The sequence below is a fragment of the Nonomuraea polychroma genome (assembly GCF_004011505.1).
GTDB classification, from domain to species: domain Bacteria; phylum Actinomycetota; class Actinomycetes; order Streptosporangiales; family Streptosporangiaceae; genus Nonomuraea; species Nonomuraea polychroma.
Map to the genome: position 1 here is coordinate 688,741 of NZ_SAUN01000001.1, position 23,533 is coordinate 712,273.

23 protein-coding genes, 1 tRNA gene and 1 pseudogene are annotated in these 23,533 nt (G+C 70.5%); 13 read left to right on the top strand and 12 right to left on the bottom strand.

Annotated elements, in window-relative coordinates:
• Positions 1–14 precede the first annotated feature (14 nt).
• Positions 15–347 carry a YtxH domain-containing protein gene (locus tag EDD27_RS03080; RefSeq protein ID WP_127930973.1) on the bottom strand — a complete coding sequence of 111 codons (333 nt, stop codon included), beginning with the start codon at positions 345–347 and terminating at the stop codon, positions 15–17.
• Positions 348–474: 127 nt separating this feature from the next.
• On the opposite strand from EDD27_RS03080, the gene EDD27_RS03085 reads away from it, so the two are divergent.
• The 5 genes from EDD27_RS03085 to EDD27_RS03105 all read left to right on the top strand — a co-directional run bounded on the left by EDD27_RS03085 (position 475) and on the right by EDD27_RS03105 (position 4,439).
• A tRNA-Asn gene (locus tag EDD27_RS03085) sits at positions 475–549 on the top strand.
• 409 nt (positions 550–958) lie between these two features.
• Positions 959–1,417, top strand: a complete 459-nt coding sequence (locus EDD27_RS03090) for a hypothetical protein (protein WP_127930974.1) — start codon at positions 959–961, stop codon at positions 1,415–1,417.
• 302 nt (positions 1,418–1,719) lie between these two features.
• Positions 1,720–2,148: a hypothetical protein gene (locus EDD27_RS03095; protein WP_127930975.1), complete on the top strand. Its 429-nt coding sequence runs from the start codon at positions 1,720–1,722 to the stop codon at positions 2,146–2,148.
• Between the two features lie 246 nt (positions 2,149–2,394).
• Positions 2,395–3,531 carry a nitric oxide synthase oxygenase gene (locus EDD27_RS03100; RefSeq protein ID WP_241563836.1) on the top strand — a complete coding sequence of 379 codons (1,137 nt, stop codon included), beginning with the start codon at positions 2,395–2,397 and terminating at the stop codon, positions 3,529–3,531.
• Between the two features lie 134 nt (positions 3,532–3,665).
• Positions 3,666–4,439 carry an enoyl-CoA hydratase-related protein gene (locus tag EDD27_RS03105; RefSeq protein ID WP_127930976.1) on the top strand — a complete coding sequence of 258 codons (774 nt, stop codon included), beginning with the start codon at positions 3,666–3,668 and terminating at the stop codon, positions 4,437–4,439.
• 41 nt (positions 4,440–4,480) lie between these two features.
• Here the strand turns inward: EDD27_RS03105 and galK are convergent, their stop codons facing one another.
• Positions 4,481–5,593 (bottom strand): galactokinase, encoded by a 1,113-nt coding sequence (galK, locus tag EDD27_RS03110; protein WP_127930977.1) that lies wholly within the window; start codon positions 5,591–5,593, stop codon positions 4,481–4,483.
• A gap of 43 nt (positions 5,594–5,636) precedes the next feature.
• On the opposite strand from galK, the gene EDD27_RS03115 reads away from it, so the two are divergent.
• Positions 5,637–6,437 carry a 1-aminocyclopropane-1-carboxylate deaminase/D-cysteine desulfhydrase gene (locus tag EDD27_RS03115; RefSeq protein WP_127930978.1) on the top strand — a complete coding sequence of 267 codons (801 nt, stop codon included), beginning with the start codon at positions 5,637–5,639 and terminating at the stop codon, positions 6,435–6,437.
• Here the strand turns inward: EDD27_RS03115 and EDD27_RS03120 are convergent.
• From EDD27_RS03120 to EDD27_RS03130, 3 genes are read right to left on the bottom strand one after another with little or no spacing between them, the layout of a single operon-like run.
• Entirely contained in the window at positions 6,410–7,111 is a 702-nt protein-coding gene (locus EDD27_RS03120) for a DUF6766 family protein (protein WP_241563837.1), read from the bottom strand. The genes EDD27_RS03115 and EDD27_RS03120 overlap by 28 nt on opposite strands.
• A gap of 49 nt (positions 7,112–7,160) precedes the next feature.
• Positions 7,161–7,541 (bottom strand): hypothetical protein, encoded by a 381-nt coding sequence (locus EDD27_RS03125; protein WP_127930979.1) that lies wholly within the window; start codon positions 7,539–7,541, stop codon positions 7,161–7,163.
• Between the two features lie 44 nt (positions 7,542–7,585).
• Entirely contained in the window at positions 7,586–8,134 is a 549-nt protein-coding gene (locus tag EDD27_RS03130; RefSeq protein ID WP_127930980.1) for a hypothetical protein, read from the bottom strand.
• A 121-nt stretch (positions 8,135–8,255) separates the two neighbouring features.
• Here EDD27_RS03130 and EDD27_RS03135 point away from each other — a divergent pair, with 121 nt between their 5' ends.
• Positions 8,256–13,184: a tetratricopeptide repeat protein gene (locus EDD27_RS03135; RefSeq protein WP_127930981.1), complete on the top strand. Its 4,929-nt coding sequence runs from the start codon at positions 8,256–8,258 to the stop codon at positions 13,182–13,184.
• A gap of 23 nt (positions 13,185–13,207) precedes the next feature.
• Here EDD27_RS03135 and EDD27_RS03140 read toward each other — a convergent pair whose 3' ends face one another.
• The 3 genes from EDD27_RS03140 to EDD27_RS03150 form a co-directional block, all read right to left on the bottom strand.
• Positions 13,208–14,905, bottom strand: coding sequence for a transposase (locus EDD27_RS03140; RefSeq protein ID WP_206641205.1), 1,698 nt, complete (start codon positions 14,903–14,905; stop codon positions 13,208–13,210).
• A gap of 356 nt (positions 14,906–15,261) precedes the next feature.
• Positions 15,262–16,395, bottom strand: a complete 1,134-nt coding sequence (locus tag EDD27_RS03145) for an IS630 family transposase (RefSeq protein WP_206641206.1) — start codon at positions 16,393–16,395, stop codon at positions 15,262–15,264.
• Positions 16,396–16,480: 85 nt separating this feature from the next.
• A complete protein-coding gene (locus EDD27_RS03150; RefSeq protein WP_127930983.1) occupies positions 16,481–17,122 on the bottom strand; it encodes a gamma carbonic anhydrase family protein in 642 nt (213 codons plus the stop codon).
• Between the two features lie 138 nt (positions 17,123–17,260).
• On the opposite strand from EDD27_RS03150, the gene EDD27_RS03155 reads away from it, so the two are divergent.
• From EDD27_RS03155 to EDD27_RS03165, 4 genes are all read left to right on the top strand, one after another.
• Positions 17,261–17,545: a PEP-utilizing enzyme gene (locus EDD27_RS03155; protein WP_241563838.1), complete on the top strand. Its 285-nt coding sequence runs from the start codon at positions 17,261–17,263 to the stop codon at positions 17,543–17,545.
• 51 nt (positions 17,546–17,596) lie between these two features.
• Positions 17,597–17,737 carry a hypothetical protein gene (locus EDD27_RS53870; protein WP_164903450.1) on the top strand — a complete coding sequence of 47 codons (141 nt, stop codon included), beginning with the start codon at positions 17,597–17,599 and terminating at the stop codon, positions 17,735–17,737.
• A gap of 378 nt (positions 17,738–18,115) precedes the next feature.
• The gene (locus EDD27_RS03160; protein WP_127930984.1) at positions 18,116–18,406 is read left to right on the top strand and encodes a hypothetical protein; all 291 of its coding nucleotides are present in this window, start codon (positions 18,116–18,118) and stop codon (positions 18,404–18,406) included.
• A gap of 7 nt (positions 18,407–18,413) precedes the next feature.
• Positions 18,414–18,842 (top strand): SRPBCC domain-containing protein, encoded by a 429-nt coding sequence (locus EDD27_RS03165; RefSeq protein ID WP_127930985.1) that lies wholly within the window; start codon positions 18,414–18,416, stop codon positions 18,840–18,842.
• 5 nt (positions 18,843–18,847) lie between these two features.
• On the opposite strand, the gene EDD27_RS03170 is transcribed toward EDD27_RS03165, so the two are convergent.
• The gene (locus EDD27_RS03170; RefSeq protein WP_127930986.1) at positions 18,848–20,002 is read right to left on the bottom strand and encodes an FAD-dependent monooxygenase; all 1,155 of its coding nucleotides are present in this window, start codon (positions 20,000–20,002) and stop codon (positions 18,848–18,850) included.
• The gene (locus tag EDD27_RS03175) at positions 19,999–20,589 is read right to left on the bottom strand and encodes a TetR/AcrR family transcriptional regulator (RefSeq protein WP_127930987.1); all 591 of its coding nucleotides are present in this window, start codon (positions 20,587–20,589) and stop codon (positions 19,999–20,001) included. Before EDD27_RS03175 ends, EDD27_RS03170 begins: the two co-directional genes overlap by 4 nt.
• Positions 20,590–20,696: 107 nt before the next feature.
• Between EDD27_RS03175 and EDD27_RS03180 the strand changes: the two are divergent.
• Positions 20,697–22,226 (top strand): annotated as a pseudogene (locus EDD27_RS03180) (GTP-binding protein); the annotation flags it as partial.
• Here the strand turns inward: EDD27_RS03180 and EDD27_RS56235 are convergent.
• The gene (locus EDD27_RS56235; RefSeq protein WP_241563839.1) at positions 22,172–22,405 is read right to left on the bottom strand and encodes a hypothetical protein; all 234 of its coding nucleotides are present in this window, start codon (positions 22,403–22,405) and stop codon (positions 22,172–22,174) included. The pseudogene EDD27_RS03180 and the gene EDD27_RS56235 overlap by 55 nt on opposite strands.
• Before the next feature lie 32 nt (positions 22,406–22,437).
• Here EDD27_RS56235 and EDD27_RS56240 point away from each other — a divergent pair, with 32 nt between their 5' ends.
• Positions 22,438–22,608: a hypothetical protein gene (locus tag EDD27_RS56240; RefSeq protein ID WP_241563840.1), complete on the top strand. Its 171-nt coding sequence runs from the start codon at positions 22,438–22,440 to the stop codon at positions 22,606–22,608.
• Here EDD27_RS56240 and EDD27_RS03185 read toward each other — a convergent pair.
• On the bottom strand, positions 22,605–23,483 hold the full coding sequence (locus EDD27_RS03185; RefSeq protein WP_127930988.1) for an intradiol ring-cleavage dioxygenase: 879 nt from the start codon (positions 23,481–23,483) through the stop codon (positions 22,605–22,607). The genes EDD27_RS56240 and EDD27_RS03185 overlap by 4 nt on opposite strands.
• Between the last annotated feature and the right edge of the window lie 50 nt (positions 23,484–23,533).

Consider the following 23,533-nt stretch of genomic DNA (forward strand, 5'->3'; position numbering starts at 1 on the left):
ACCCATGCCGCTCCCTAATACGGGATCCCGCTTTCGCGGGCTTTCTTCTCCATGTCGTCGGCCGCGGTGGCCTCCTCCTCCGGCCAGCCGGTGCCGCCGTCGTGTTTGTGCGCGTCATGGCTCAGGAACGGGATCCGCTGCTGCAGCGTGTCACCCATCCTGGACCTCGCCATTCCCGCGTACTTCGATGCCTGCGCGCCGACCACGCCCGCGACCTCCTGGACCCGGGGGTTGTCGGCGACGCGCTGCGCCGCCCGCTTGATCTGTTCGTACCGTTCGCGACCGGCCCGGCTGCCCAGCACGTAGCCGATCGCCAGGCCCGCAGCGAATGTCATCCGATATCGCATTTCGCACCTCCGCTGTCTCCGGGCCTACCCCGCTGACGATGCGACACGCACTCCCGGAGTGCGCTAATCTATTCCTGCGCACGACGAAGGGGCCGGAAGCCCTGGTGATCAGCGCAGACGGTGTCGATCCCGCGTAGCTCAACGGCAGAGCAGCCGGCTGTTAACCGGCAGGTTATAGGTTCGAGTCCTATCGCGGGAGCCACTCCTCGAGGCCCTTCCCAGATCCGGGAGGGGCCTCGAGTCGTTCTGGGAGCGATCCAGGGAGCCACTAGCCGGCTTGGTCCCCGTTGCCGAAGACGGCGTCCATGGTCTCAGCGCCGGCCGACGATGACCGGCCTGATCTGGTGTCGATAGATGGTTTGCGTGCTGATGGGGGATCGAGGTGCGGCGGGGGCACTCCGGCTCCAGGCAGCCCCGCTACCGCGAGGGGTGGGACGACGGCATGCGGGGAGGCCAGGAGGAAGCTGTCGGCCATGGTCTCTGATCGCGAACGTCGCAGATGGAGACCGGGCGAGGAGAACGCCATACCCGCGATATACCGGCTTGTGCTGAGCTGACCTTGAACGCAATCAGTTCCACGACACGAGGGTGCCTCTGCGATGGGGTTCCTCATGACCTGGGAAGTGATCATGGAAAGCTCTTGGATTTCACGCGGCGTCACCGCCGTGGCTATGGCGGGCATCACTCTGCTGGGCGCGACCCCCGCGTCGGCAGCGAGCTACTGGAACTCATCCGCGCCGACGGCCGCCACGTCGGTGCGCAGCGTGTATGAGAAGACGGTCACCATCGGCTCACGCACATTCACGATCCAGCTTCGCGTGGGAAAGTGGGGCTCGAACAGCTATTTCTGGGCCCGCGCCCCCAAAGATTCCGATGCGTATGGTGTGAATCTCTACATTTCGGTCTACAACCCTTCGACCAAGAAGTGGGAGTGGCGGATGGAGGGAGTTAGCAAGAAAACGGCCTACACCGACGCACACCGGTCCATATCCAAGTACGCTTACCGAGCCTGTGCATCCGATAGCATGATCGGGAGCCGTTGGGTTTGCACCAGCACCTGGTGGGTGTGATGACCTGATCGCAAGCGGCGGATCAGATCCGCTCAGGTAGACAGACCGCCCTGGCCGGCCAGCAGCGCCGCTGAATCCGTGTGGACTGATCAAAGCAGCAGAAGTCTTGTTCGAGTCCTATCGCGGGAGCCACTCTTCAAGGCCCTTCCCTGATCCGGGGAGGGGCCCTGCGTTTATGGGGACATATATCGCTTTATGGGGATCATAGGTCACTGAAGATCTCTTCGGGTGTCTTAAGCCCTGCTTCAGGCGCGACGTACGACCCTCCAGGTGTTCACACATCACCTCGGGGAGGAGATCCCATGTTGAAGCGTCGCCTTGCGATCGTCGGGACGGCGGCCGTGCTCGGACTGGCAGGCATGGCGGGGACCGCGCTGGCTGACGACGACCTGGTCAGGGTGCACCCGGAGCCGGGCCACCACGGCGCGGTCAAGGTGCACGCCGAGCCGGCCGAACCGGTCTTCGTCAGCGGCAAGCTGACGTGCTGGGTCAGCGGCGGCAAGGCCGTGAAGTTCTCCAAGGCCAAGGTCGCCGAGCTGATCGGCGAGAAGGTCATCGATCCGGAGGATGCCTGGGACCTCGCCGCGGACGGCGCCACGGTCATCCCCGCCGACCGGGTGTCGATCAGCGTGCCCGCCAAGGAGCTTCCGCGCAAGGTCGTCGGCAAGCGCTGGCACCAGCGCCGCGTCATCCACCTCACCTGCGTGTGGGACGAGTTCGCGGCGAGGTAGTGCGTCGTGCCCCCGGGAGCTCCGGGGGCACGCTCGCATTTCACGCTTTGTGACGTGACGAGCACATGATTTTTCATTTGGCGGGACAAAGGCGGGTCGGGCGGGAAAAGATGGAAGCTCCGGTCCCCTGGGCCGGAGCCGCGGGTAGATCGAGACGGAGGCGAGGAAAGGGCGCCCCCGCCAAGGACGTGCCGCCGACCCGGAATCGGTGGGGCGATCCGCTGACGGAGAAGTGCTGGTTGCCGCGTGCGTACCTGGATCACGTCCCTGCGTCCCTTCGACGCGCCCGCCGTCCGGCCATGGATGGAGCGAAGCACCGACCTGCGCGAGGCGGAGCGGTTCCTCAGGCTCTACCATGCCGAAAATCCCTCCGCTGGAGGCCTGCATGCCCGGCTGCGCGACGTCGCCAGGGAGGTCGCCCGCACGGGCACCTACACGCACACGTTCGAGGAGCTCGAATTCGGTGCCCGGGTGGCCTGGCGCAACAGCAGCCGCTGCATCGGCCGGCTCTACTGGCGCTCGTTGCGGGTACGCGACCGGCGGCAGGTGAGCACCGCCGAGGGCGTGGCCCTCGAATGCGTCGGCCACTTACGCGAGGCCACCGGCAACGGCAAGATCAGGCCCACCATCACCGTCCTGCCGCCCGACACTCCCGCCCTGCCCGGCCCCCGCATACTCAACGACCAGCTCGTCCGCTACGCCGGACATCGGGGTCGCGGCGGCCGGATCGTGGGCGACCCCAAGAACGTCGAGCTCACCGACATGGCCAAGGCGCTGGGGTGGCGCGGCGACACCGGCGGCCGGTTCGACGTGCTGCCGGTGATCATCCAGCCGGCGCTGGGGGATCCGCTGCTGTGCAACCTGCCCGGCGACGCCGTGCTGGAGGTGCCGCTCGTGCATCCGGAGTACCCGTGGTTCGCGGAGCTGGGGCTGCGCTGGCATGCGGTGCCGGCCATCTCGGACATGTGCCTGGAGATCGGCGGCATCTGTTACCCCTGCGCCCCCTTCAACGGCTGGTACATGGGCACCGAGATCGGCGCGCGCAACCTCGCCGACACCGACAGGTACGACCAGCTCGCCGTGGTGGCCGAGCGGCTCGGCCTGAACACCTCCACCGAGCGTTCGCTGTGGCGCGACCACGCGATGGTGGAGCTGAACGTGGCGGTGTTGCACTCGTTCGAGCAGGCCGGGGTGACGATGACCGACCACCACACCGAGTCGCGGCGTTTTCTCACCCATCTGGAGAAGGAGGAGAAGGCGGGGCGGGTCTGCCCGGCCGACTGGTCGTGGATCGTGCCGCCGCTGTCGGGCAGCGCCACTCCCGTCTTCCACCGCTACTACGACACCAGCGTCCTCACCCCGGCCTTCGTCCACCACCGTTAGCCGCCATGGGGGAGGAGGGAAAGGGCGTGGGCGTGCGCAGGTCCCGGACGTTGGGGCGGCCGTCCCAGGCGAGGTCGCGGTCCACGGGGACACGGTACTTGCCGTTCTGGCCTAGAACATGGTTCGGTTAGGGCATGGCGGAACTCGTGCTCTCAGCTGTCGACCAGGGCGTGCTCACGCTCACCTTCAACCGTCCCGACACGCTCAACGCCTGGACGGACGCGATGGGGCGGCGCTACTTCGACCTGCTGACGGAGGCGGAGAAGGACCCCGCGGTGCGGGCCGTGGTGGTCACGGGCGCGGGCAAGGGGTTCTGCTCCGGGGCCGACTTCAAGACCCTGAACGCGATCCAGACCGGCTCCTACGACGAGACCCCCGATCCGCGGCCCAACACCTTCCCCACGACCATCGGCAAGCCGATCATCGCGGCGGTCAACGGGGCGTGCGCGGGGCTCGGCATGGTGCACGCGCTCGTCTGCGACCTGGTCTTCACGGCCGAGTCCGCCAAGTGGACCACGGCCTTCCCGCGACGCGGGCTCATCGCCGAGTACGGGCTGTCGTGGGTGCTGCCCCGGATCATGGGACAGCAGCGGGCCATGGACGTGCTGCTGTCGGGCCGGGTGTTCACCGGGCGGGAGGCGTACGAGCTGGGGTTGGTCAACCGGGTGGTGCCGGGGGACGGGGTGGTGGCGGAGGCGCAGGCGTACGCCCGGGAGCTGGCCGTGCACAGCTCGCCGGCGTCCATGGCAGTGATCAAGCGGCAGGTGTGGAACGACTGGGACACGACTTTGGAGGAGTCCGCGAAGACGGCCGTCCAGGAAATGCTCGTCTCCTTCGCCCGCCCCGACTTCGCCGAGGGCGTCGCCAGCTTCCTGGAACGCCGCCCGCCGAACTTCCCGCCCCTTTGACACCGACCCGCATGCCGATCGGCGTGCGGGGCCGGAAGGTTCTACGCCACGCGGTGGGCGCCGGGGGCCGGGGTGGCGGGGAGGAAGCGGGGCGGCTGGAAGCCGCGTTCGGCATAGGCGGCCACGACCGACTGCTGGACGCTCTCCAGGCGATCGTCGGACACCAGGGCGATGGCCGAGCCGCCGAAGCCGCCGCCCGTCATCCTGGCGCCCCGGGCGCCGCCCTTGACGGCGGCCTCCACCGCCACGTCCAGCTCGGGAGACGACACCTCGTACTCGTCCCTGAGCGACAGATGCGAGGCGTTCAGCAGCGCGCCGATCTCGGTGACGGCGCCGGCCCGCAGCAGGCCGATGAGGGCCTCCACGCGGTGGTTCTCGGTCACGATGTGCTGGGTGCGCTTGCGCTCGTCGCCCTGCAGCAGCTCCAGGGCCGCCGCCAGGTCGGTCACGTCGCGCAGGGCCGGGACGCCGAGCTTCCGGGCCGCCGACTCGCACTCGGCACGGCGCTTGGCGTACTCGCCGCCTGCGTGCGTGTGGTGGACCTGCGTGTCGATGATGAGGATGCTCATCCCGTGCGAGGCCAGGTCGAGCGGGATGTTCCTGGAGCCGAGCGAGCGGCAGTCGAGGAAGAGCGCGTGCCCCTCCTGGCACAGGGCTGAGGCGGCCTGGTCGAGGATGCCGGAGGGCACGCCGACGAAGCCGTTCTCGGCCTTCTGGCTGAGCAGGGCGATCTCCATGGGCGTCATGCCCAGGTCGTGCAGGTCGTTGAGCGCCGAGGCGACGGAGACCTCGAGCGCGGCGCTGGAGCTGAGGCCGGCGCCCGGCGGGATGGTGCCGTCGATGGCGATGTCGGCGCCCGCGACGCGGTCGCCCAGCATGGCCAGGACGCCGACGACGTAGCGGGTCCAGCCCGTGGAGTCGTCGTGGTTCTCGATCGTGACCGGGTCGCTGTGGCCCTGGAGGGAGAGGAGGCGGATGGTCTTGTCCGTACGCGGGGTGACCGCGGCCGTCACGCCCCACGGCACCGCGAACGGCAGCACGAAGCCGTCGTTGTAGTCCGTGTGCTCGCCGATCAGGTTGACGCGGCCCGGCGCGTGCCAGACGGTCTGGGGGGACGCGCCGTAGGCGGCACGGAAAGCTTCAACAACGCGCATAATCCAACACTCCTCAACAAAGGCCCCAGCGTAGACTAGCGCCATGGAGGAGCTCCTGGATCCAGGGCTCGGCCAGGTCCGGGTGTTCCTGATGCACGACGACAACAAGCCGCGCAAGCTGAAGCACAACCTGGGCCATCGCCGGCTGCTGACGTTCGGCGGCGCCTACTCCAATCACATCAGGGCCGTCGCCGAGGCCGGGCGCCGGCACGGGATCGAGACGATCGGCGTCATCCGGGGCGAGGAGCATCTCCCGCTCAATCCGTCCCTGGCATACGCCAAGAGCTGCGGGATGACGCTCACCTATCTCGACCGGGCTTCCTACCGGCTCAAGCACACCGAGGACGTCCAGGCGCGGCTGCGTGCGCGGTGGGGTGAGGACGTGGCGATCCTGCCCGAGGGCGGCAGCAACGCGGCGGCCGTGCGCGGGTGCGCCGAGTTGCCGGGGGAGATCGGTGTGCCGTACGACGTGGTGTGCTGCCCGGTCGGCACCGGCGGCACGCTGGCCGGGATCTCGGCGGGGCTGCCCGAGGGGAAGCAGGCGATCGGGTTCGCGGTGCTCAAGGGGGCCGGGTTCCTCGCCGGGGAGGTGGCCAGGTTGCAGCGGGAGGCGTACGGACGCACGTGGTCGAACTGGAAGATCAACCTGGACTACCACTTCGGCGGATACGCCAAGACGACGCCAGCCTTGGACGCATTTATCGCGAAATATCAGGTCGAAGGCGTCTACGTCGCCAAGATGCTCTACGGGGTCGTCGACCTCGCCCGCCAGGGCATGTTCGCGCCCGGCACCCGCATCGTCGCGGTCGTCACCGGTCAGCCCTCCACCCCCGTGGCCAGGTGAGAGGCCCCGACCGGCTTCGACTCGGGCGAGCCGCGCTGACGCAGATAGATCGACAAGACCACCATCGAGAGCACGGCCAGCAGCTCCGACTGCCAGTTCTGCAGGCTGCGGTCCCAGAACTCCGGCGAGGTGACGTACTCACCCCATGAGAGCGGATCCCGCAGGTCGCTGAGCCGCTCGGCGTTGTACGCCGCCTGCCCCGCCACCGACTGCGCCAGCCACGACAGCAGGAAGAGCAGCCCCATCACCAGCCCGAGCGAGTTGCTGTACAACCACAACCGCACCCCTTTGGCCTTGGCCCAGGAGGGGGACTGGGACGTGGCGTGCGCCCCGACCTGCTGCTGATGGTCCGACTCCGCCCCCATCGAGTCCAGCTTCTTCGACTCGGGCGAGCCCTTCTGCACGAGCCACACGGTGAGCACGATGAACAGGAAGAATTGCAGGTATTCCGACTGCCAGTTCTCGGCCACGTCCACCGCGAACGTCGAGGACGTCACGTACTGGAGTATCGTGACCGGCTCCCCGCCCTCCGCCAGCTGCCGGTCGTTGAACTGCAGCGCCCCCGCCACCGCCTGGCCGCCCACCGCCAGCAGGAACATGATGAGGAACGCCAGAGCCAGCGAGTTCTCCTTGAGCCACCTCACAGCCTCGACCACCCCACGGCGAAGAACCACGCAAGACCCACCACGATCACGAGCGTGGTGAGGATGAACATCACGCGCATCAGTCGTCCACCTCGCAGTCGTAGGGAAGGTCGCGCACCGGCTTGCAGCCCGCGGCCTTGACCCGCCACCCGCTGCTGAAGCGATGCAGGAAGAGCGTGTCGCCGGCCATCCGTACCTGTGCCTCGTCACCCCACACGCTCACGGAGGTGACCACGCCGCCGGGGCCGAACCTGAGCTCGCGCAGCGCGTCGGCGCACGACTGGCCGGGGTCGGGGAGCTTCTCGGCGGTCTTGGGGGCGAGCATCCCGCACGCGGACTCATCCTGGTTCGCGGCGATCAGAGCGTGGAAACGCTCCGCCACCCGCGCGGGAGAGGCCGTGTCCGCGGCGCAGCCGGCCGCCATGGCCAGCGACGCCAGCAGGATGAGCAGGCTTCTCATGGGACACCCGCTACCCAGCCGTTAACCAAACATGCTGGCCCGGGTCAGGCCCCGAGCTGGTCGAGCACGGGGGACACGAGCGCGTTCAGCTCGCGTGCGAGCACCGTCACCGCGCGGTGGGCACTCTGCTCGACCTCGTCGTGCGGGCCCTCCGGCTCGGGAGGCAGGTCCTCCAGCGGCACCGGCGCCTCGACCAGCAGCGAGGCCCGCAGGAACGGAATCCTGGCGAGGTCCTGCTGTGACGGCTCGACGTATTGGCCGAAGGTCTCCTGCCAGCCCAGCCAGCCCCGGTCGCGCCACCAGGCCCGCGAGCGGGTCAGCTCCTCGGGCAGCGGCGAGACGAGCCTGACGCGGGCGTAGAGCGTCCCGTCCCAGGTGTTGCGGTGGCAGGTGGCCTCCAGGATCCGGCGGTCCCACCGTACGTACCCGGGGGTGAGCGACGGCGGCGTGGCCAGCCGCCACGCGGCGCACGCGAACCTGACGGGCGCGATGTCGCCCCACTCGAACTCCTCCAGGTTCTTGCGCACGTGCACGGCATAGCGCCCGTCACGGTCCCTGTCGAACTCCTGATCGATCCAGAACGCTTTGGCCATGGGATCTACGCTACGGCGCTTCGGCGCTCCGGAGGGCGAGGAGCGGAGATCTCGGAATGTCCTGTGACCCGCGCTGCACATGTGTAGCTTTTTCACATTGTTAGCTGACTTTGGGGTGATAATGGCGTCAGAACAGCTCGACGCGGCCATGAGTTGCTGGAAAGCAGGAGAACTCGACCGGGCTGCCGCGCTGTTCAGGCAGATCGCGGCCACGGGCGACCCGGAGGCGTCGCACCTGCTGGCCGGTCTGCTGCAGGAGCAGGGCGATCTGGACGGCGCCGAGGCGGCGCACCGGTCGGTGATCCAGTCGGGTGACCCGGTGTTCGGGCAGCGCTCCGCCATGGCCATGAGCATGATGCTGATCACGGCGAAGGAGTGGCCGGCCGCGCACCGGGTGCTGATGATCGCCTCGGACGGCGCGGACTTCGAGGTGGCCGCGCTCGCCGACACGGCGCTGGTGCTGGTGTGCACGCAACTGGGCGACGCGCAGGGCGCGCAGGAGGCGCTGGAGCGGGCCCGCCGGTGCGACAGCCCCGCCGTGGCCGAACTGGCCGCGCGGCTGGAGCTGCCGGAGTTCGACCAGGACCCGGCGTCGGCCCGCGAGCTGTACGAACAGGCCGAGGACGAGGACGACTACCGCACGTTGCTCACCTGCGGCGACCCCGACGTCGTGTCGCTCTCGGCGTTCCAGCTCTACCAGCTGTACGCCGAGGAGAAGGACTTCCAGGCGGCCCGTGCGGTGTGCGAGCACGCCATCGCCGCCGGTCACCCCGACCATCTGGCCATGGCGCACAAGCTGCTCGGCGCGGTGCTGGTGGACCTCGGCGAGTACGCCGAGTCCGCGGCCGCCTACCGCGTGGCCGCCGAGGACCCCCGCCCCGATGTCCGGCTGCCGTCACTCATCGAGCTGGCCAAGGTCACCGCCCAGCTCGGCGACGAGGACGAGACGAAGGCGATCTTCCGCCGGGTGATCGCCAGCGGGCAGCGCGAGTACGCCGTGCAGGCCCAGGCGTGCCTGGCCCAGATGCACACCGAGGCAGGCGAGGTCGCCGAGGCGCTGGCCGCGCTGCGGACGGTGCTTCAGGCGGGCGAGTACGAGTGGGCCTCGGTCTGCGTCACGCTGCTCGCCCTGCTGCTCGACCAGCATCCGGAGGCGTACGACGAGGTCATGGAGCTGGCGCGGGGCGCGGCCGAGCACACGGACCCCGACGCCGCGTTCAAGGCCAGGCTCCTGCTCGACCACGACGACCGGCGGCAGCCGCTCGCCGACCCGGTGGAGGAGCAGGCGGTTCAGGACATCGACGCGGCGCTGGAGCGCCTGCGGGCCGGCGACCTGACCGAGGCCAGGCGGCTGCTGCGCGGGGCCTGCGACTGCGGCGCGGCCGCGCCGTCCATCCGGGCCATGGTCGCGCTGGCCGAGCTGGAGCTGGGGGAGGGCGACCGGGAGCAGGCCGAAGAGCTGCTCACGTACGTGGCCGAGGGCGACGACGTCGTGCAGGGCTTCGCCGCCGCGTTCCTGCTGCACCTGCTGCGGATCTCCGGCGACGACCTGCACCCGGTGCTGCGCGCGGTGATCGACCACCAGCGGCTGGGGCGGGAGGAAGGGCTGACCCGCTACCACGAGACCACGAACCACCCCGACCCCGCCGTGGCGGCGATCGGCACGGCGGTCTTCGCGCAGGTGCTGGCCTCCTTCGGGTACGCGCTGTCGGAGACCTCCAGGCTGCTGCACGACGCGGCCGGGTCCGGGGAGCCGCTCGCCCTGTCGTACGCGGCGACGCTGGCCAAGGAGATCCTGCCGGACCGGGACGAGGCCGTGGCGCTGCTGCGGCGGGCCCGGGTGGAAGGGCATCCGGTGCTGGCTCCTTGGGTGGGGTACGTGCTGGGCGGGCTGGTGGAGGAGCCTGCCGAGGCGCGGGCGGCGTACACGATGGCGCTGGACAGCGCGCACCAGGGGCTGCGGGGCGAGGCGGCGGCGTCGTTGGCGGCGCTGTTCGAGCAGCAGGGGGATCTGCTCGCGGCCTGCCGGCTGTACGAGCGGCGCATCGCGCGGGAGGGCGGGGACGAGGCCGGGCGCAGCGCCTGGTTGCTGGGGCTGACCTGGGTGCGGCTCGACGACCTCGCCGCCGCGCGCGGCGCCTTCGAGGTGGCGACGGGTGAGCCCGCGTCCATGGGGCGGTTCGCCAGGTGCCTGCTCGACCGGGACTTCGACGGCGCGGCGGAGGCGTTCGCGGCCGTGCCGGAGGGCGGGAACGCGTTGCTGACGAGCATGCTCGCCATGGAGAGCGCGCACGCCTGGCAGCGGCGCGGCGAGACGGCCGCCGCCGACGCGGCGCTCTCGCTGGTGGCCTCCGCCGGGCATCCCGGGTTCCGCCAGGAGGCGGCCTGTTACCTGGGGGCACTGCGTGACGAGGCCGGGGACAGGCACGGGGCGATCGAGGCCTGGGAACGGGCGGCGGAGGGCGACAACGAGGACCTGGCCGTGATGGCGCTGAGCGATCTCGGCCGGGTGCGGCAGCGGCTCGGGCAGCTCACCGAGGCGGCCGACGCCTGTCGGCGGGCGTTGCGGGACGGAGGCGGGCGGCGCCAGACGGACGTGACGATGCTGCTGGCCGAGGTGCTGGTGGCCGCAGGCGCGGCGGAGGAGGCCCGCGAGCTCCTCACCGCGGCGTCCGCGGACGGCGAGGTAGGCGGGAGTGAGGCGCGGTTGCTCGGTGAGTTGCTGGCCAGGACCGGCGACCTGGCGGGCGCCAAGGCGGCGTTCGAACGGGCCGTCGCCGCCGAGCCCGAGTCGGCGGGCGGCACGCTGGTGACCGCCGCCCGGCTGCTGGGAGAGGCGGGCGACGCCGAGTACGCCCGCGCCGCCTACGAGCGGGCCGCCGCGCAGCACGAGGACGGCTGGGCCGCGGCCGTGGCCCGGGTGCGCCTGGGCAGGGGCACGGCCGAGGATCGGGGATGGGTGCTGGCCGCCGACGGCGACCGGCCGGGCGCGATCGCGGCGCTGGCCGAGGTCGTGGGCTCGGCGGCGCTGGCCGAGCTGGTGCTCGTGCTCGACGACGGCGACGTGCCCGAAGCCCGCCGCCTGCTGGCGGCGCTCACCGGTGACGACCGCCGCGACGGCCTGGTCCAGGCCCTGCACGCCGGAGCTCGCGCCAGGGCGAAGAACGACGAGGCGACGGCCAGACGGCTCTACCGCCTGGTGATCGAGCTGGCCGACCGGGAGACGACGCCGGAGGCCGGGGAGACGGCCGCGGACGTCCGGGAGACGGCCGCGCAGGCGTACCTGTCGATGGGGGCGAGCTGGGCCGAGGACGGCGAGCACGGCCGCGCCGAGCTGTGCTTCCTGCCCGCCACCGAGCACCCGGCGACGGCCGACGCCGCCTGGCACAACATCGCGATCGTCCGGGAGCGCCGCGGCGACCTCGACCGCGCCGTGGCGGCCCTGCGTGCCGGGATGCCCGCAACCGCCGCCGCGCTCGCCGAGGTGCTGGACGAGCGCGGCGACGCGGCAGGCGTACGGCAGGCGCTGGCCGGCGGTGCGGCGGACGGCGACCTGGAATGCCTGCGCCTGCTGGTCACCCACCTGGTGGGCGAGCGGGAACACCAGGCCGCGGCCGAGGCGGCCGAGCAGGCGGTGGCCACCGGCGACCCCAGGACCGTGGCCACGGGGTACTGGGGATGGGGCGACGCGTGCCGAGGGCTGGGCGATCCGGCGGGCGCGGCGGAGCTGTACCGCAAGGGCATCGACACCGGCTTCGAGCCGCTCGTCCCGGGCCTGCGGACGAACCTGGCGAAGGTCCTGTACGACATGGGCGACCGGTCAGGGGCGTACGAGCAGGCGCAGGCCGCCACCGAGGCCGGGGAGCCGGAGGCCGCCGCCATCGGCCACCTCATGATCGGCTGCTGGCGGCACGACGACGGCGACGTGTTGCGAGCCGCCGAGGCGTTCGCCGCCGCCGCGGCCACCGGTGCGGAGCCTGCCGCTGAAGCGCTGGGGAACCTGCGGGCCCTCGCCCGCCAGGAGTTCGAGCGCGGCGCGCACGACGTGGCCGTGCGGGTGCTGGAGCTGATGGGGGAGCCGGGCGCCGAGGTGGCGCGCGAGCTGGGGACGGAGTGTCCGGACCCGGCCGCCGTACGGGCGTACTTCGAGCGAGCGGGACGGGGGTCGTTCACCGAGCTGGACGTCGCCGACCGGCTGGCCGCCCTGGGGGAGCGGGCCGAGGCGCGGGCGATCTTCGAGCGGCTCAGCGAGCACGACGAGCCGGAGGTGCGTTTCGTCGCCGGCGGCAGGCTGCTCGAGCTGCTCGACGGCGAGGGCGACGACGACGCGTTCTACGACGTCGCGCGGCGGCAGGCGGCCGACGCCGACAGCCCGGTCAGGGGAGTGTTCGGCAGCCTGCTCGGCATGCTGCAGGGCGGCCGGGGCGACACGGCGGAGTCGTTGCGCACGTTGCGGGAGGCGGCCGCCGGCGGCGAGCCCATCGCGCTGTCCACACTCGCGCAGACGCTGGTCGGCGCCGGGATGGTGGAGGAGGGGCGGGCGACGTACCTGCGGGTGCTCGACGCCGGCGATGCCGGGCTGGCCGTGCGGGCGATGGTGGCGATCGGCCAGACCTACCACGACGAGGACGAGGAACAGGCGCGCGAGTGGTACGTGCGGGCCGTCGAGGCGGGCGAGGGGCACATGAGCGCGCTGGCCGCGATGTACCTGGGCGCGCTGGCCAAGCGGAACCGCGACTTCCCCGAGGCGCTCACCTGGTACCAGCGCGTGATCGACGCCGGTGACCCCGAGTCCGGGATGGCCGCCGCGCACCTGGGCGAGCTGTGCTACTGGCTCGGCGACCGCGACGGCGCCCTGCGTTACTACGAGCTGACGCTCGGGCTGACCGAGCAGGCCGACCTGGTTGCCGAGGCCGCCTGCCGGCTCGGGGAGATCCGGTACGAGCGCGGCGACCTGACGCTCGCCCGCCGGCTGCTGGAGGCGGCGGCGGGCACCGGCGACCCGGCCTTCGCCCCGCAGGCCGAGCTCCTCCTGGACAAAATCGAGTGACTACCTGCACTGGAAGACCGTTCCTAGTGGAGTTGGCCGGCGTTGGCCGCATCGCCACGAACCGGGCCCAGGCTGGGTCCGGGTGCACCCCGAACGGTCTTGGGTGCGGGGAACAGCGCGAGTTGGTCGCTTGGGCCCCGATAGGTCTTGCCGCCCCCGGCGGGCGTGCCTGCGGTCCTGAGCGGGGTCGCGGCCCCCTGCGCTGACGGGCAGGATGCGGTCTGGCCGGTAGCTCTCCGCGCCGCCATCCTCTGGTGGCCGGCGGTCACACCTGGCCGACGCCGGATCCCGTGTCCGAAAGCGCGTCGTCCGATCGCCACCGCGGCACCATGATGCCGGGTGGCCGTGGTCAGCTTGGTCTGCTGCTGGAGTGGGCGTTGCCAGTGCTGGCTGCCCCATTTGGAGGTGTAGGCAGGATCGACGGCGACTACGAGCAGGCCGCGATGATAGGCCATGCCACGCAGCCGTTCGCGGAAGCGTGCGGTGGGGATGCCGGCGACGGTGCGGCGGAAGGTCTTCCCCCGCTTGCCGCGTCCCATGGTCTCACGGCCGGTGGCGCGGGCGTCGTCGAAGCCGAGGTTCTCGATCGCGATCCCGGCGCAGCCGTGCTGGTGGGCGAGGCGGATCAGTTCGCTGATCGCCTGCCGCAGGCGGCCGTCCCGCTGGGGGGCGGGCCCGCTCAGCGCGGTCGGGATGGTGATGGGCTCGCCGATCGGATTACCGCAGGCGTCGACGACGCAGGCGGCCAGGTGGTCGCCGTTAAGGTCCACGCTCAGCAACCGCGACCAGGAGGTGGCCAGCTGGTCCGGGGGGAGCAAGGTCGGGGTGTCGGCGGACCAGGAGGCGTCTAGATACCAGCGGTCCCGGTCCGAGTGGTGGGTGATGTCGTAGCGCACCGCCCGGTTGGCCTGGACGCGGTCCAGCCATTGGTCGCGGCGGTGGTGAAAGCGCACCGTGCCGGTCAGCCGGTAGCGGCCTCTGGGGGCGTTGGCCAGGTGCCGCAGCGGCTCGGGCAGCACGATCGTCACCGTGCCGTCGCCGGGGTCGACGGTGATGGTGTAGTTCCCGAACGGCGCACCCGTCTCTCCGTCGGCGGTCAGGAACATCCGCCGTGCCTCCCACCGCCGACGCCACTGCCGCTCGGTGAGCTTAGCGTCGGTGAGGTTGTGTCGGGCCTTGGCCAGACGGCGGCCGCCTACCGTGATCGCCGGCCGGCCCTTGTCAATGTGGTCTTCCACGCGGGCCAGCCGGGCGGTGAGCACCTGCAGTCGGCGCTGCTTTTGCCACCGCTCATCCTGGTCGGCGTAGCCGCGCACCCGGCCTTGGCGCTTGCCGCATGCCACCGTCAGCCGTTTGCTGATCGTGGCGATGGCGCGGCGGAGGCCTGCGCGTTCATCGTGCAAGGATCGCAGGGACAGCTGGTACTGATCCTCTGAGGTGCGCGTCATCGCCCCGGCCCACCGCGACGAGGACAGCGCGGTGAGCCGCCTTTTCCGCTCGGCCCGCTGGTTCCGCGGAGCCTTGACATCGCCGATGCGGATGCGCTCGGCCAGGTCGGCACGGGCGTGGCGGCCAAGATGACGGCCGACGGCGGTCAGGACCTCGACATCACGCTCGGACAGTCGCAGGCGATCCCGGATGCGTGCCCCCGCGGGGGCCGCGACGGTGAACGGTGCCACGATCGTCCGCAGCCCCTTCCCGGTGCTCTGACGCCTGCCCATCTGTCATACCTTCGCCGAGGTGCGCGTCGGCTGGACCGGCAACGCGATCAGCCCGTGTGGGGCAGAAGCGTGCCGGTATGCCTGCATGACCTTGTCCTTCCTTCCCAGGCCATCACATTGAGTGATCGATAGATTACCTTAATGGACCAGTGCCGGGTAGAACATGTGAGCGAAATCTGGAGCGCCAGCGTTCGCGTCCGCAGCCTCGGCGAGGCCCGCCCTTGGCTGCGGTAAGTGTGGCTATCGAGCACGGTGATCGGGGGCGGACGGGAAGGACATGAGCGCGATACAGCAGCTCGGCGCCATTGCAGCAGCCACGACGCCAGGAGTCCTGTGCGGCAGGCACTAGTGCCGCATCAGGCAACGTTTGCCCTGTCGACGACGGCGCGTAGGCGCCGGTCGTCGGCGTGGCGGTTTCGCCAGATGATGTAGCGGCGGATCATGCTGCCCTGCTCTTTGTGGCTGGCGTGGTCGGTGCCGTCGAGGGTGAAGTAGCGCAGGGCGGTGAACTGGGCCTCGATGCGGTTCAGCCACGAGGAGTTGGTCGGGGTGTAGGCGATCTCGACGTTGTTGGCCTCTGCCCAGTCCGCCACCCGGCGGCACCGCTTGGTGGTCAGGTGCGGGGAGTAGTTGTCACACACAATCGCCAGGCGGACTGTCGGCGGGTAGAGGGTGCGCAGGTAGCGGCAGAATTCCAGGAACTTCGATCGGTTCTTGGTCTTCTTGATGTGGCCGTAGAGCTTGTCCTTGGCCAGGTCGTAGGCGGCGAACAGGTGCCGCACTCCGTGTGGGCGGTTGTAGGTTGCCCGCCGCCTGCGGCGTGGTTCACGGTCGTGGTCTTTGTGCCTGCCGCCGAGTTCGGCCCACTGCCGGCCCGGGTGCGGTTGCAGGTTCAGCGGGCCGAACTCGTCCAGGCAGAACACCATCTCCGGCTCGCCGTCCTCAGGTATGACCTCGCCGTCGGCGATGGCGTACAGGTGCTCGACGCGGGCCTTCTTGGCGGCGTAGTCCGGATCGCGGGAGGTCTTCCAGGTCTTTATGCGTTGAAACGAGACTCCCTCCTCGCGGAGCAGGGCCCGCAGGCCCTCGTGGCTGATGTCGTCGACCACCCCCTCGGCGACCAGGAAGTCGGCCAGCTTGGCCAGGCTCCAGGTCGAGAAGGGCAGGCCGTGCTCGGCCGGCTTGGACTTGGCGATCTTCTTGATCTCCCGGCGCTCGGGCAGGGTGAAGGTCCTCGGCCGCCCGCCCGTGTACTTCGGATAGAGGGAGTCGAAGCCGTCAGCGTTGAAGTTGTGGATCACATCCCGGACCCGGTCCGCGCTGGTGAACGTCACCTCGGCGATCTTCGCCACGGGCATGCTCTGCGCGGATAACAGCACCATCTGCGCCCGGCGCCAGGTCACCACCGACCCGGTGCCCCTACGGATGATCGGCAGCAGCCGCCTGCCCTCGTCGTCATCGATCTCACGGACCCGCACGCGCTCTGCCACCGGCACAGCTTGCCGGACGCGCGCGCCGGAGTGGAATCCGGACGGCGCGTTACCTCACCACAGCACAAGGGTCGCTGATGCGGCGCTAGCCGAGATTCAGAACCTCATCGTCCGCGTGCGTGCCGAACTCGGCGACGCGCACCTCCGCGATGTGCTCGTACCGGCTGATCCGGTCGGTCCACTCCGCGTCGACGCCGAACGCCACCTGCGCGAAGCCCACCCGCCTGACGGCCTCGGCCAGGCCCGGATCGCCAGGTGCCAGCAGCCGCACCGGCGCGTCAAGCGCCACGGTGTGCGGCGGCACGAAGTACTCGTCCGGCAAAACGGTGCGCGCATGGACGAGCGCGCCGACAGCGACAACCGAGCCGGCCCCCAACCGTGCGCACTGCAGGACCGTCGCCGCGGTCGCCACATAGGCGCACCTGCCGACCTCGCAGCCCAGCAGCGTGGCATGCGGCCCCACGAAGACGTGATCGGCGACAAGCACCGGCTGATCGCCGGCGACCGCAGATCCGCGCAACACCGCGTTCTCGCAGATCACCGCCGCCTCCCCGACCTCGATCCGAGACTCCTCGGCATCGAGCACCGCACCGTACATCACCCGCGCCCTCGGCCCCACGCGGACATCACCGACGAGCGTGGCCGTCGGGGCGACGTAGGCGGTGGGATGGACCTGCGGTTCATGCCCGCGGTGCCGGATGCGGATTCCCTGCGGTTCAGCGATCACGAGCGGATTCTCGCCCGACCGACCGCGAGCATGCTGGCGGATTTCAGACGTCGCGTTCGCCGATCATGTGCCATCCGTGATCTGAGGCACTACAGGGCGAACGTTGGCTGATACGGCACTAGATCAACCCAGCTACGTATGGTCGGTATCGCGCGCGTGCTCTCCGGACCTGAGCGGGGCGAGCGGCTCAAGCCAGGCGAGATCCTGGTGACGACGCTGACGAACGTGGGCTGGACGCCGATGTTCCCGCGTGCCGCCGCCGTCGTGACCGACATGGGTGCCCCGCTGTCGCACGCCTCGATCGTGGCCCGCGAGCTGGGCATCCCGGCCGTGGTCGGCACCGGCAACGCGACCATGCGGGTGCGCGACGGGGATCGGATCAGGGTGGACGGCGAACGTGGCACGGTCGAGTTGCTCGGGTGAAAAAACTGTGCCAAGTCCGCCGCCTGCCGCCCCTGGGGTGTGGTCACTTGGGTGACCATGATCGAACAGTGGATCCTCGAGGACGAACGCGAGCTCGAAGCACGCTGCGCCCGCTTCCGGGCGGCCCGGCTGGCCCTGGACCGTGGCGACGACCAACTCGGCGAGGAGGATGAGACCGACACGGCGGCATAGGCGGCCCGAGCTGCCCCGCCCTCTCGTGGCCGAGCTGGAGCGGCGGCTGGGCACCGCCGTGACGGGCCTCTCGCCCCGGCGGGGCGGCTTCTCGCACGGGGTCACCGGCGTGGCCGTGCTCCAGGGCGGCGGGGAGGTGTTCGTCAAGGCCACGCCGGGCCACGCCGCCTTCGCCGGCGACTACCGGTTCGAGGCGGCCGTGAGCGCGGCGCTGCCGAGCGGGGTGCCGGCGCCGCGGTTGTTGTTCTCCTGCGAAGCGGCCGGCTGGGTGCTGCTCTGCTCGGAGGTGGCGCCCGGCCGGGTGCCCCACGAGCCGTGGCGGGCTCATGAGCTGTCGGCGGCGCTGGACTCATCGACGCGCACGGCACGGCCCGGCTCGTGGACTGGGGACGCGCCTGTGTCGGCCCGGCGTGGGCGGATCTGGTCTGCCTGCTGCTGGAGTCGGAGCTGGGCGCCATCGACCCGGAGGAGGTCTTCACCAGGCATCCCCTCGGCGGGCAGGCGCCGCCGGAGCGGGTGGACGCGCTGCTGGTGGCGCTCCTGGGCTACTGGACGCGGACCGCCGCGATCTCTGCGCAGGAGCCTCACCTGCGTGAACGGCGCGAGCACTCGCGGCGCGCGGCACTCGCCTGGCTGCGTTCACGCTGGAGCAATGAAATACCGGTATAAGTCACGCATGCGCGAAATCAGCACCGCCATCGACATCCAGGCGTCTCCCGACCAGGTGTGGGCGGTCCTCATAGACTTCGCCGGATACCCGGCGTGGAACCCGTTCATCAGGGAGGGCGCCGGCGAGGCGGTCGTGGGCAGCAGGCTCACGTTACGGATGTATCCCGAGAACGGGAGCCCGATCACGTTCAAGCCCAAGGTGCTGGCCGCCGAACCGGGCAAGGTGCTCAGGTGGCTCGGTCACTTCATCGTGCCGGGGTTGTTCGACGGCACGCACGAGTTCACGCTCACGGCCACCCCGGACGGCGGCACACATCTGACACAGAGCGAGAGCTTCAAGGGACTGCTCGTGCCCTTCCTCGGCAAGATGATCGAGGGCACCCGGAGGAACTTCGACAATCTCAACGAGGCACTGAAGGAGCGCGTCGAGAGCTGACCGGGTCATCCGGAGCGGCTGGTGATCAGGTGGTGGCCGCCCGGACTGAGCGAGTTCACGAACAGGCGGTCTCCTCCGGGCAGGGCGGCGAGGCGGAACAGCAGGTCCCGTACGCCGATCCGCCACCGGTTCGACGGCGCCATCCACTTCACGAACCGCCGCCCGAACCGCTGGACCTCGCCGATGGCCGGCGCCATCCGCGCCTGGTAACGGGCCGCCGCGGCCGGCACGTCCCCACGGCCTGCGGCCAGCTCGTCGGCGAGGACCCAGGCGCCTGCCATCGCCATCGACGCCCCGTGCCCGGCGAACAGCGACACGGCCTGGCAGGCGTCTCCCACGAGCACGACCCTGCCCCGGTGCCAGTGCGCCATCTCCACCTGGGTCACCTGGTCGTAGTACAGCTCCGGCGGGTCCGGGCAGCGCGACAGCACCTCGGGCAGGATCCAGCCGAGGTGGCCGAAGTGCCGGCCCAGCGCCGCGGCCGGATCGGCGGGCAGTGCCGGGTCCGGCTCGCGCCGCAGGAACAGCAGGGCCAGCCGATCGTCACGCAGCGCGTACGCGCCGGCCATGAGGCCCGGCTCCGTGAGCATCTGGTAGCGCGTTCCGATCCGGCGGTTCAGCGCCTCGTCATTTACCATGTACGCCGCCACCTGGTGCCCGAGGTAACGAGGGGCCACGTCGCCGAAGACCAGCCCGCGCACCCGCGAATGCGCCCCGTCCGCGCCCACGAGCAGGTCCACGTCGCGCGACGTGCCGTCGGTCAGCCGTAACGACACCCCGTCGGCGCCCTGCTCGACGGACTCGACGCTGGCTCCGTACACGATGGGCGCCTGCACGTCGTCGGCGATGGCGCGCGCCAGGTCCCCGCGGAGCAGACTGACCACCTGCTCCATCCCGGACGTCAACGTCAGATGGCTGGTCTGCCTACCGGTCCGGTCGACATAGCTCAGCTCGTTGACCGGGTAACGGGCCTCCATCAGCCGCTGCCGCAGCCCCATGCGCTCGGCGACCTGGAACCCCGGCCCGTAGAAGTCGATCATGTAGCCGCCGTCGCGGAACGCCGCCGCGCGCTCGACCATCTCCACCTCCCAACCAGCGCGCTCCAGATGCCAGGCCATCGTCAGCCCGGCGATGCCGGCGCCGCAGACGAGAGCTTTCACCGGTTGCCTCCCTTTCCTAGCCCGAGCCCGAACATGGCCCGCAGCGGACCCGCAAGCGCGGCGATGTCGAGGCCGGGATCCAGCGCGCGGTGCAGCATGATCCCGTCCACGGCCGCTGCCAGCATCGCGGCCGCAGCCTGCGCGTCACCCTGGTAGCCGCGCTCGGCCAGCCACGACGCGACACACGACCGGAATGCGGTGATCTGCTCGCCCAGCCTCTCGCGCAGTCCGGGCAGTCGCGTCGATGCCAGGAACATCTCCACCACCAGCAGCGAGGCGGGATCCACGCCGCTGTAGCGCGCCAGCTCGCCCAGCAGCCAATCCACCCCCTCACCGATGTCGGCGTGCGCCGTCAGCTCCCCGGCCATCTGGTCGAGCAGCCCGCCGCTGAACCCGGTCCCCGCCGCGACGAGCAGGTCCGTCACCGACGCGAAGTGGTAGTGCACCACGCCCGGCGCCACCCCCGCCCGCTCGGCGACCAGCCTGGTCGTGACGCCACCCCACCCGAGCTCGGGTACGAGTGCGACGGCCGCGTCGAGCAGCCGCTGCCGGGTCTCCTGACCGCGAGCCGCGGAAGGAGAGGCCATGTGCTCACCTCTTTGGACGACCGCCTTGGGCAACTGTCCAAACTGTACAACACGCCACCGGCGGTCGTCAGCCGTAAATCTGTTGCCGGCGTGAAGCGCGTTCTGATGTGCTGGCGTCAGAGCGGCTGCTGCACGCCGCCGGCGTCATCGACGAGATCGGCAGCGTCGACGACGGCAACACCCAGACCGACACCCTCGCCCTGGAACGACAGCGCGGCATCACCATCAAGTCCGCCGTCGTCTCCTTCGCCATCGGCGACACCTCGGTCAACCTGATCGACACCCCCGGCCACCCGGACTTCATCGCCGAGGTGGAGCGGGTGCTCAACGTGCTCGACGGCGCCGTGCTGGTCGTCTCCGCCGTGGAGGGCGCGCAGGCGCAGACCCGCGTGCTCATGCGGACGCTGCGCCGGCTCGGCATCCCCACGCTGATCTTCGTTAACAAGATCGACCGGCGCGGCGCGCGCTACGACGGCGTGCTGGACGACCTCGCGGCCAAGCTCTGCGTCCCGGTCGTGGCCATGGGCTCGGTCGCCGGGCTCGGCACGGGCGGTGCCTCGTTCACCCCCTTCGCCGACGCGTCACGGCTGCTCGACGTGCTCGCCCACCACGGCGACGAGTTGCTGGCCGCGTACGTCCAGGACGAGAGGTCGATCTCGGACGCCAGGCTCCGCGCCGAACTCGCGGTCCAGACGGGCAAGGCGCTGGTGCACCCGGTGTTCTTCGGCTCGGCCGTCACGGGCGCCGGCGTGGACGCCGTCATCGCCGGCGTCCGCGAGCTGCTCCCCGCCGCCGGTGGGGATCCCGAGGGGCCGGTCTCGGGCACGGTCTTCAAGGTCGAGCGCGGCCCGGCAGGCGAGAAGATCACGTACGTGCGGATGTTCTCCGGCACGGTACGCACCCGCGACAAGCTGCGCTTCCAGGGCGGTCGCGCAGGCAAGGTCACGGCGATCAGCGTCTACGACCACGGCGGCGCCACCCGGTGCCAGGAGGTCGTCGCCGGGCAGATCGCCCGCCTGTGGGGCCTCGCGGACGTCCGGATCGGGGACACGCTCGGCGAGCCGGCCAAGGGAAGCTCCGAAGCACACTTCGCGCCGCCGACCCTGGAGACCGTGGTGGTTCCGGCCAGGCCCGCCGACAAGGGCGCGCTCCATCTCGCCCTGGCCCAGCTCGCCGAGCAGGACCCGCTGATCGGCCTGCGCCAGGACGATGTGCGGCAGGAGGTCTCGGTCTCGCTCTACGGCGAGGTCCAGAAGGAGGTCATCCAGGCGACGCTGCGCGACGACTTCGGCCTCGACGTCGCCTTCCGCGAGACGACCACGATCTGCGTCGAACGCCTGATCGGCGTCGGGACCGCGTTCGAGCTCATCGGCAAGGACCCCAACCCTTTCCTGGCCACCGTCGGCCTACGCATAGAGCCCGGCCCGCCCGGCAGCGGGGTGGAGTTCCGGCTGGAGGTGGAACTGGGCTCGCTGCCGTACGCGTTCATGAAGACCATCGAGGAGACCGTGCACGAGACCCTGCTGCAGGGCCTGCACGGCTGGCAGGTGATCGACTGCGTGGTCACCCTGACGCACTCGGGTTACTGGGCGCGGCAGAGCCACATGGGCGGCGTCTTCGACAAGAGCATGTCCAGCACCGCGGGCGACTTCCGCAACCTGACGCCGCTGGTCCTGATGGCCGCCCTGAAACGGGCCGGGACCAGGGTGTACGAGCCGATGCACCGCTTCACGCTGGAGCTGCCCGCCGACACCCTCGGCCCGGCGCTGCCGGCCCTGGCCAGGCTGGGCGCCGTGCCGCCGTACGCAGGCGTCATCCCTGATCGAGGGCGAGATCCCGGCGGCCAGGGTGCACGAGCTCGAGCAGCGGCTGCCGGGGCTGAGCCGCGGGGAAGGCATGCTGGAGAGCACGTTCGACGGCTATCGGCCGGTACGCGGCCCGTCCCCGGAACGGCCGCGTACCGACCACAATCCGCTCGACCGCAAGGAGTATCTGCTGCACGTTGTGAGACGTGTCTAGGAGCCGTCCTTGTCGGAGTCGGCGGCGAAGACGATGACGCCGAGGTAGCCGTCGTCCTCCTTGGTGACCTTCATGAGCATGCTGTCGTCGTAGATGTTGTCGTTGTCGTTGAACGTGTCGCGCCCCGTGTGCTCGGAGTACGGCGACATCGCCATGACCGTGCTGTTGAGCTTCTCGTCGAACATCATCTGCGTGGTCAGCACCCGCTCGCTGCTGAAGTGCACCATGGCGTGGATGTGGATCGTCCGCCCCCGGTACCAGCCCGGCCAGATGGTGGTGAACTCCACGATGCCGTCGCTGTTGGTGACCTGCGCGCCGCGCAGGTAACGCTTGTCGTCGGTCGGCGTCAGGTCGGCCATATCGCCCTCGCCCCCGCCGCCCGTGCCGGCGCTCGGCGGGGCCCCGGTGGGCGCGCCGCTCGGCGGGGTGCCGTTCCCGCCGCCTGTGCCGGTGGACTGGGCCTCCGCGCCGGAGTAGAGGCCGGCCGCGTCGCAGTGCCAGATCTCCACCACCGCGTTCGGCAGCGGCTTGCAGGTCTCGCTGTCCTGCACCTTGATGGCGACCCGCAACCGCACGCCCTGCTTGTCCTCGCGAATGTCGCCGCGGATCTTGTCCGCGTCGAAGTAGTAGGGGCCCTGCGTCGTGGTCTGAGTCAGCTTGCAGGTGCTCGCGTCGGTGAAAAGCGAGGTGAGGTCGCTGGTCGTGGTGGCCTCCGGCGTCACGGTGGCCCCCGTGGACGTCGTGACGGCCGTCGCGCCCGTGCTCGTGTCCGCGCCGCTGCCGCACGCGGCGAGCAGGCCGCCGAGCCCGAGCGAGCTGATGCCGCTGATCAGCCGCCGCCGGCTGACGCGCTGACCTTCGTGATCGTGTCCCATGGTGTTCCCTCTCTGGCGCTCTGTTCTGGCGGACCTCACGGTAGGAAGCG